Here is an 8,780-nt window from a genome sequence, read left to right as displayed (position 1 = left end):
CTGATCCAGAATGCTTGGCGGCACAACGTCTCCGTTATTGTCGATCAACCATTGCCGGGTCGAAGAGTTCAGAAGTGGCCACCAGTTCTCAATGTTCATGGCCTCATTCTGGCAGCAGAGGGTCCGGCCGGAGAACCAGAAGAAGAGCTTTTCTGCCTCAAGTAGATGCATCCCGTGAGGGGGTTGTCCGGATAAGAGTTCGGCAGTGTTCCGTTAGAGGGTCCAGTTCCGGGGCATTGTGCCACCCAGCTCAACAGTCGCTGCGAGATTGGTGGTGCTGTCCGCAGAGGAACCTTGAGCGGAACAGATTGACACCTGCGATGTCCTGGCGTCAGGTCCACAGCAAGTGAGTCCAGCCGGTCAGAACCTGCGGGCCGGAGGCTAGGGTCCGCTGGACACGTTGCATAACTGGCATGCTATTACTATGGCCTTTTCACTCCCCGATGACACGGAAACCGGCGAGCACCTCAAACGCGGACCGCTACGAGACTTTGGTCCACGGAAGCCCGACGACTCCTACGCATCCAAGCGGCATACTTTGAGTTTTCATGATTTCCCCGTGCCGCGCCTCTTGGCATACTCTCTGCGGATCGCTGGCTTGAAGACTGGTGGACCGGGCGAAAAGGTTGAGTGGTGGGCCTCGTTCACATACAAGGGTGTTGGTGCATCGCTAGCGCACGAGAAGTTCGGCCTGCGTCTCCACCTCCCGGCCGATCTAACGGAAGACGCGAGCATAGAGCTTCTTGCTGAAATTCAGACACAGCTTCGTTCAGCGGTGCGAGCTGTTGAAAAAGTCCTTCTGGCTAGGGCACCAGAGATGCTCGGGCAGGGCCACGCCACTGTTGTGAACCAACATTTCTCTCTTGAAAGGGCTTACGCATACTTCCGCTCCCGTGCGCTTGACCCTACTTTGATTGAAGACGAGTACAAGGTCTACGGTGTGGACGAACTCCCTAAAGGACTCGCAAGCGCATCCACTTTCCAAGACGGAAAAGTGTTGATGCAGCTAAACGCCTTCCACGACATGATCGCAGCCATTACGGCATATCTCAGCAGACTTGAACACGATCTAGTGCCGGCGTTTGCATTCTCTAACTTCAATCCTGACTCGGACAATCTAACCTCGTTCATCGGGTCACGTTGGGGGGAAAAGTTCAACCGGGTACTGAACAAGGTCAGCGGCTCTCATCAATACCGCAGCCAGCTCACTGCAATCGTGGAACGATGGCGCAACCCGTACTCACACGGTGGCTTCGAAAAGGGGCATGCCGCTACGATATATCTCCATACACCGGGCATCGGAGCGGTTCCAGTCGGTCTCACGAAGGTCAGGGAAAGCCCCCTATTTTCTTTCCTGCCGGCGACTGAGTCCACGATCCAAGAGGTTTTTCACCTGTTCGACGAACTAGATGCATGGATGCAATCTCAACTGCCTGAAGCCATTCAGTGGATCACGTCAGGTCTCGATGTCCGATTCGATCCTGATTTTCGAGCACTGGTAGAAGAAGCTCTGGAGAGTGACAAATTCGAAAAACTCGTGAGCCACCTCGAGCACCGCCAGGCCATAGCCGACAACATGGACTATTAGCTTCGTTTTTGCAGCGCTTTGTGAGCGACCACCTCACAGTCCCGTAAGCCGGTGGGCTATCGGAACGCACCCATCGCTGACCTGTTGATTAAGGATTTCTGGGATTCACAGGAAAGTCGATCGTCCCGGTAGACCCGTCCGGTGATCCGACCGGTGACGGGATGCGAAACGGGACGGTTGTGCGGGTCCAATTTGAGGGAGGAGACCGCAGTGCTGGCTGGTTCTCTTGCGAGCGGATCTATTTCGATTTCAGGAGTTTCTCACCGTCTAGCCTCAGCTCCCCCCCCGTCGGGGAAACATGCCGATAGAGGGTTTGGCAGATGACGCCCAGCGAAGGGCGTTTGGAATCCTTCAACGACACCAATGGGCAAAGAATTCCTCGCTTACATCAGAAATAGCTCGGCCGATGAGATGCCACAGAACTGACTGGCGTTCGGGTGAACGAGGGGATCCAGGGTTTTCTACCGTTCTTCCGGTTCCGCCCAATCCAGGGCGGCGGCCAGCTCGTCGGCATCGGGCAGGGCTTGTTGTTCCGCGGCAGGCAGCGTCTCGTAGGTGTAGGTGGATACGGCCATGGGGGTGTTGGACTGGTTCAACGCGTATCTGACGGTGTGTTCGTTGCGGCTGCCGCAGATCAGGATGCCCACGGTGGGCGCATGGGAGGCCCGGCGCAGCTTGTCGTCCACCAGGGCAATGTAGAACTGGAGCTTGCCGGCATACTCGGGCTGGAACTTCCCCGTCTTGAGTTCCACGACCACGTAGCGCAGCTGCTCCACGTGGAAGAACAGCAGGTCGAGGTAGAAGTCGTCGCCGTCGACATCGAAATGGACCTGCCGGCCGACGAACGCGAACCCGGGGCCGAGCTCGCGCAGGGTCTCAACGATGCGGTCCATGAGGGCCTGTTCGAGGTCGCGTTCGGCGATCTCCCCGGTGAGGCCCAGGAATTCCAGGGCGTAGGGGTCCTTGGCCATTTGCTGCACCAGCTCCGAATCCGGTTTTGCCAAGTGCCGGTCGAAGTTGGATGGGGCCGCGCCGGTCCGTTCCAGCGTCTTGTTCATGATCATGTTCATCAGGACGTTCCTGGACCAGCCGTGTTCCACGGCCGCCCCGGCATACCACTCCCGGGAATCCAGAGGGAGGTTCTTGTCCAGCAGGACCCGGATGTGGCCCCACGGCAAATGTCCCACAGCCTGTGGGACATTTGGATCCCATGCCGGCCACGCCGCGGCGAACGCGCGCATGTACTGCAGGTTGCTGCGGGACAGACCGGTCATTTCCGGGAATTCCCGGCGCAGGTCCTCGGCAAGCCTGATGATGACGGCGCTTCCCCATCCCTGGCGTTCCTGTTCTGCCAGGATCCGGTTCCCGATGTTCCAGTACAGGTCGATGAGGGCTGTATTCACGATCCGTTGGGCCTGCACCCGCGCCGAGCGGACGTGGTCCTTCAGAGCGGTGAGGAATTGCGCGTAGCCCTCGGGAACGAGGGAACCTGTTGTGGACATGATGACTAGTTTATCGTCGGCTTAAACCTCACGAGAGAGCAAGACAAAGTTCCTCCTGCGATTGTTGAGATTTCAAGGGAAATATCCGAATCGTCGTACGCGCCGTTACCTGCATTGACCGAAAATGGTCCGTAAAACCAGCCTTATCACAACACGGCAACATGAGTTCATGGAATATTCTTCTTCGCGCATTCAGAGGCGGTTCTTGGAAATCTCTACAAAGTCTTCGTTGTAAGCCTTCACTGCTTGAAGCGCCCGTAGTTCATTACTTCCGAAGAGCCCCCCGCGAATAGGGGGCCAGGACGCACCTTCAATCTTGATGTCGGCTTCCAGCAAAGTAACCGGAGACTGCCTGGCATACCTTGAAGCCCAGGTTGATCGTCCAAACCAGTGGGATCGCGCGTAAGTTGTGTCGTGCCCAAGTTTCCGAGCGTTTTGTAAGACAACATCTTGGGATGTCACTCCTAACATCACTTCCGCCTTCAAGTACTCCCTGTCGTATTCTTCTCGATCAGTGAACTGATCATCGAATACTGGGGCCAACACAGCATGAAGCCAGTCAGCTACGGGGGTGTATAAATTCCCGCTGGTCTGACGCACATAGATATCTATTAGCTTCGAAAGTTCTCCATCGGTCGTCTCAGCCTTCGAGAATATATTTGCGGTCGATTCAGAACTCTCGAATGGCTTCCAGTATGCAGTGGCTTCGAGAATGCCCATGGTCTCACCGTCCCGATATTTATCGGGAACATTGGGTTCTGCCAATAGAGCCCTGAAGTTCGCCCATTTGGAGTGTGCCGAGCAGGTCAACGCGGCGACGCTGATGACTGCTAATGCAGCAATATGCCGTAAATTCGACAAGTTCTTATACCCGTCTTGATGTTTCGTTGCAGTTGTAACGATGCTTTTGATGCCGGAGATCCATGGCGCAATGGAATCCGGTTCTCCCCAGCGGGCGGCCACGGCAAGGGAATAGCAGAATGGACGGACTACTTCCCAGTTCTCATTCGCTAGACGAACCAGGGTGGCGTGATTCTCTTCGTTCGTACCGTTGAGTAGCGATTTCGAATAGCGCTCATCGTTAGTAAGGAACTTGATGATGCTCCGTGTTTCTTGAACAATCAGGTCATCCAAGTCAATTCGGCGGGATGAGTCCATAAGCATTTCTTTGGTTAGCTTGCGGAGAAGTTCGGGTCGCTCATCGAGACGAGCCTCATCCACCAGAGCTCGCGTTGTTGCGGGCTTGGGACTTTCGCCCATGATCCTATGGATAGCCGAAATTAGGGACACGGCGTTATTGGTGTAGCTCTCTCCGAAAAGATCCACTCGGTTCACATCATTAAGAGATCGCCCTGCCCCTAATTCCCACTCAGGAACTACTCCTTCGTCGAAACGCACAGGGATCATCCATGTATGGCCGGGAGGCATCTTTCGAAGCTCCTCAACCGCAAGGTTGATCTCCTCGTTCATATTGTTTTTTTGCCGGCCGCGGGAATTATCAGAAAAACATGCCAAGAATACGAGGGCGTCATTTCGAATCGCCTCACGAATCTTGAGCTTCCACCAATCGCCGGGACCAAGATCCTGCATGTCACGCCAGAAAGGTATTTGGGCAGCCGTAAGCATGTTGCATAGGCGGTCAACTTGATCCTTGTCTTCACGCACATAGGAAATGAAAACGTGCTGTCCCTCATCAGTCGTCATAATCAGATCTTAGATCTAGAGCACAGCACGACGATCGATAGACGCACCACCTGGTTCAAAGTCGTTAGCATAGCTAGACGAATAGCGTGCGTGCCAACTGTCGCGTCTCGACAAAGGATCCTTTGCTGAGAGCGTGGCCTCTGCTCCGGCGAGGGACGAAAGCACGGGCTAACGACGAAAATATGGTCTCAACAAAGCATCTCAGGACAGCTTTTGCATGGACAATGAGCCAGAGCCTTTGATGAGACACTTGTGCCATTATCTCTAGTGGAAATTCTTGAAAACCGGTGCAGATGCACTTTATACCGACCTTGAATTCATCCCACCGAACACCGCGCCGACATGCTGGTCGCGATCGGCCGGACGCGCTAGATCGACGGCAAGGGAACCGAAGCACGAAAGTTGGTGAGCCTCGCACTCGAATCCAACTCCGGCTACCGGATCAGCCAGCTACTCAACCGGTTGATCCTCAGCGGCCAGGTAGCCGCCAGCGCCCACTCCAAGCACTGAGGTCCGGAGATCCTACACTTGGCTGATCGTCTTCTTGGCCATTCTCTCTTCTACGATGCATCGAAACACACCATACGATTCATGTTCATTGAGCCGACTGCGAATTCTGAACCCTTGGACTGCAACGCTTGAGGGACGTGCATTCGGTCAATCGTGAGTGGGAAGCCCAATCTAAGATCAGAAGTGGCAACTAAATGATAAGGTCATCGTGCATCTTGAGTGTCAGATCTGAGTTACGGATGGATTCAGCGAATCCTCGAAGAATGGGGCCTAGTTGGCTGAAGACTATCCACTCGAACAGTTGAGCGCGCGAGCATTTGAACAACTGACGGTAGCGCTTTCAATCTTGACGCTTGGCCCAGGGGTAAGCGCATTCGGAGCAGGCGCCGACGGTGGTAGAGAGGCCACATATGAAGGGCCGGTTAACTGGTCTTCCACCACAGGTTTTGGCGAAGAATCATGGGATGGATACATTGTGATCCAGGCCAAGCAAAAAGCCTTTCCCGATGCGGATCCTGCACGAAATGCATCTTGGTTACGAGGTCAAATAAAGACCGAGCTTGACTCGTGGGAACATCCGGATAGCAGGCGTCTAAGATTCCCGAAATACATCGTATTCGTGACTAATGTGCGTTTGTCGAGCACCGCACAATCTGGCGGCATCGATTCACTAAACGAATACATCGCGAAAAGGTCCAAAGAAAAACTCTTTAAATTAGGTCTGCGTGGTTGGAAGATCTGGCATCGAGATCAACTGAATGGCTTACTCTCCGTACATGAAGGCCTTCGAAATGCTTTCCCGGCCATGCTCACGGCGGGGGACATCGTTGCTCGACTTGGAGCTCTAGGTTCCCATTTGCCGCACTCGGATCGAATTCGAGAGGTTCTGATCGAGCATGCTCAATTTTCATTGTTGAACGAGCAATGGGTGAATTTCTCCGAAGCTGGCGGAGATAGTCGTGATTCGATAGACAAAACAATAATTGATCTCCCCGTCTCCAAGGACGGAATTAATCAAGGTTTCGCGCTCAAGACGATTATCCGACAGGGCGAACGTGTCTTGCGTCGATCGCTGACGGCGAATGACAGCCAACGGCATATCGTTCTCACTGGTGCGCCGGGTAATGGTAAAAGCACTCTAAGCAGATTCATTGCGCAGGTCTATCGAACCAATTTCGTCCTAATGAGCCCGTTGATTCCGTCAGCGCAAGAGACTGTCGATGGTACTGCCAATGCGGGGAGACGCCTCAGTTTGGATACCCCCAAGAACGTTCGTTGGCCATTTCGTGTCGATTTAGCGGAGTATGCCGACGGGCTTGGTCCCAACGGCGACAAATCACTTTTACGATGGATATGCGAAAAGATCACACGGCGCTCGACAGTGGATATCACGCCCACAGTGCTACATTCTTGGCTGAGAGTTTGGCCTTGGCTGCTTGTTCTTGACGGTTTGGATGAAGTTACTCAGCCAGAAGTGCGCACAAGAATTCTTGACGAGATCAGACTTTTTGTAGAGCTCGCTGATCAGATAGACGCTGATTTGTTGGTTGTTGTAACGACTCGTCCAACAGGGTATACGGAGAGAGTAGCGCCTCAGTATTTTCATCAGATTGATTTGGGTTACCTCGAACGGTCCAAGGCGCTTGAGTATGGAAACAGGGCGATCGAACGGCGGCTTTCTGGGGATTTAGATCGACAAGAAGGAGTCACTCGAAGCTTTGGTAAAGCTGTTCGCGATCCGAATGCCGAACGGTTGTTAAAAACACCGCTTCAAGTGTTGATGCTGACTTACATTCTTGAAAAACTCGGCACTCTTCCCGCTGACCGATACGAGCTTTTCTGGCGATACTACACGACGGTTTATGACCGTGAAGCAGCCAAACTTACATCCTTAGCATCACTATTTAGCAATCATCGGGCTGACATCACAGACCTCCATGAACGCGTGGCACTGGAGCTCCAAATTCAAGCCGAGACCATGGGGGAGGCGACATCTCATTTGCCTCTAACTACCCTGAGGCAAATGGCTGTTAACCGAATGTCTGATATTGGTCACGACAGTCCCGGATCAGCAGAACGAATTGCTGATCAAATTGTTCAGGCTGCCACGCATCGGCTTGTGCTATTTGTGCCTGAATCTGACGACACAATCGCTTTCGAGGTTCGAAGCCTACAAGAGCTGATGGCAGCAAGAGCAATCAGCGACGGTGAAGATTCCGAAGTGGAACGACGTCTGCTAATTACAGCCCCGAGTCCACATTGGCGCAACACATGGGTATTTGTTGCCGGACGCATTTTTTCAGAAGGATACGACCACCAGCGTAATCGGATTTCAGATATTGTCTCGCGCGTGGATGATCTTGGACCGCTCCCTAGCTGGCTTTGTCCGGTAGCGCCGGAACTCGCGGCGGAAATTTTGGACGATGGTCTTTCCGCCACAAAGCCGAGATGGCAAAGGCGATTCGTAGATCTTGCCCTAAAGTCACTCTCTGGAACCATCCCACGCAACGTGCGTGGTATGGAAATTGGGTTGGCGGCAGCGGCGGATAATCCGAGTATAAAGACCCACATCCGCAATAGCTTTCGGCAGGCATTGGTTTCGGCGCCAAAGCAAATAGCGGTAGCTTGTCTAATTATGGCCGAGGGAAACCTCGGCGGTGCCGCTCCAGTGGATCCGGAAGAAAGACCGGATTACGTGTCACTCCTAGCAGGGACAGGACACCTCAAGAGTGGGCCCATAGTCACATTGGGTGCCCTGCTAGAGGCAGGAATTTGTGATTTTGGCGAAAGCAGGGACGCACGGGAACTTGTCTTGGCCTCCTTGGCCGAGCTACGGCAAATCTCATTTGTTGATACTGGTAACGACGGGCTCGCTCTTCTCCAGTACGACATGGACTTCGCCCCTGATCGGACGGTGGCTGCTTTTGAGAACGATGAAAGTCGAATGGTTTTCGAATTGCTTTGCGGAAACCTGGATCCGACACATTGGTTGGCGCAAGCTGTACTTGCCCGGCTTTTATGGCCAATATTCACAAGAATTCCGGTGGGGGAAGAAATTCGTGAGTCTTTCAATAGAAAGGCTTAGCCCAACCAAGATTTCCACGTTCAGACTGCTCGCGTTCGTCATCGTTTGAAGCCTAGGCAATGAACTTCCCGGGCTTCTCAGTCGTCCGCTGAACAATCCTGTACACCGTGCTGCGGGCAACCCCGAAGAGTTCGGCGATCTCGGCGCTGGTGTGCTTGCCGCCGTGGTGGAGGGCAACGAGGTGCTTTTCCTGGGCGGGGGAGAGCTTGGGCTGCTTGCCGCGCAGCCGGCCCTTGGCCTTGGCGATCGGCATGCCCTCCCTGGTGCTAAATAGCGTCTGATGGTACCGGTGTTCTGGCGACCTGGTACCGCACCCACGGCATAGGTGGTACTGGCGTTCCGGCGAGTGGGTACCGTGTCCAGCATTTTTCGTATTGGCCAAGAACCGTTG

The 8,780-nt window shown here is 53.9% G+C and carries 4 protein-coding genes and 2 pseudogenes; 2 read left to right on the top strand and 4 right to left on the bottom strand.

The features are described 5' to 3' along the window. Positions 1–424 precede the first annotated feature (424 nt). On the top strand, positions 425–1,588 hold the full coding sequence (locus ACLQ7E_RS20350; RefSeq protein WP_411734397.1) for a hypothetical protein: 1,164 nt from the start codon (positions 425–427) through the stop codon (positions 1,586–1,588). Between the two features lie 238 nt (positions 1,589–1,826). Here the strand turns inward: ACLQ7E_RS20350 and ACLQ7E_RS20345 are convergent. The 3 genes and pseudogenes from ACLQ7E_RS20345 to ACLQ7E_RS20335 all read right to left on the bottom strand — a co-directional run. Beyond that, positions 1,827–1,919, bottom strand: a pseudogene (locus tag ACLQ7E_RS20345) (recombinase family protein); the annotation flags it as partial. Positions 1,920–2,049: 130 nt separating this feature from the next. Continuing rightward, complete coding sequence (locus ACLQ7E_RS20340) at positions 2,050–3,090, bottom strand: PDDEXK nuclease domain-containing protein (protein WP_411734396.1); 1,041 nt, start codon at positions 3,088–3,090, stop codon at positions 2,050–2,052. A 192-nt stretch (positions 3,091–3,282) separates the two neighbouring features. Then, positions 3,283–4,794, bottom strand: coding sequence for a toll/interleukin-1 receptor domain-containing protein (locus ACLQ7E_RS20335; protein ID WP_411734395.1), 1,512 nt, complete (start codon positions 4,792–4,794; stop codon positions 3,283–3,285). 784 nt (positions 4,795–5,578) lie between these two features. On the opposite strand from ACLQ7E_RS20335, the gene ACLQ7E_RS20330 reads away from it, so the two are divergent. Continuing rightward, entirely contained in the window at positions 5,579–8,389 is a 2,811-nt protein-coding gene (locus ACLQ7E_RS20330) for an NACHT domain-containing protein (RefSeq protein ID WP_411734394.1), read from the top strand. Between the two features lie 52 nt (positions 8,390–8,441). Here the strand turns inward: ACLQ7E_RS20330 and ACLQ7E_RS20325 are convergent. Further along, positions 8,442–8,654: pseudogene (locus ACLQ7E_RS20325) on the bottom strand (helix-turn-helix domain-containing protein); the annotation flags it as partial. Between the last annotated feature and the right edge of the window lie 126 nt (positions 8,655–8,780).

The organism is Paeniglutamicibacter sp. (genome assembly GCF_046714615.1).
Taxonomy (GTDB): Bacteria; Actinomycetota; Actinomycetes; order Actinomycetales; family Micrococcaceae; genus Paeniglutamicibacter.
The sequence above is the reverse complement of the archived record's forward strand: the minus strand, read 5'-3'. Positions and strand labels throughout refer to the sequence as shown.

What these genes read in the sequence shown, in the direction of transcription:
- ACLQ7E_RS20350 (WP_411734397.1), top strand. Translation starts at nt 425, where the DNA reads ATGGCCTTTTCACTCCCCGATGACACGGAAACCGGCGAGCACCTCAAA.
- ACLQ7E_RS20340 (WP_411734396.1), bottom strand. Translation starts at nt 3,090, where the DNA reads ATGTCCACAACAGGTTCCCTCGTTCCCGAGGGCTACGCGCAATTCCTC.
- ACLQ7E_RS20335 (WP_411734395.1), bottom strand. Translation starts at nt 4,794, where the DNA reads ATGACGACTGATGAGGGACAGCACGTTTTCATTTCCTATGTGCGTGAA.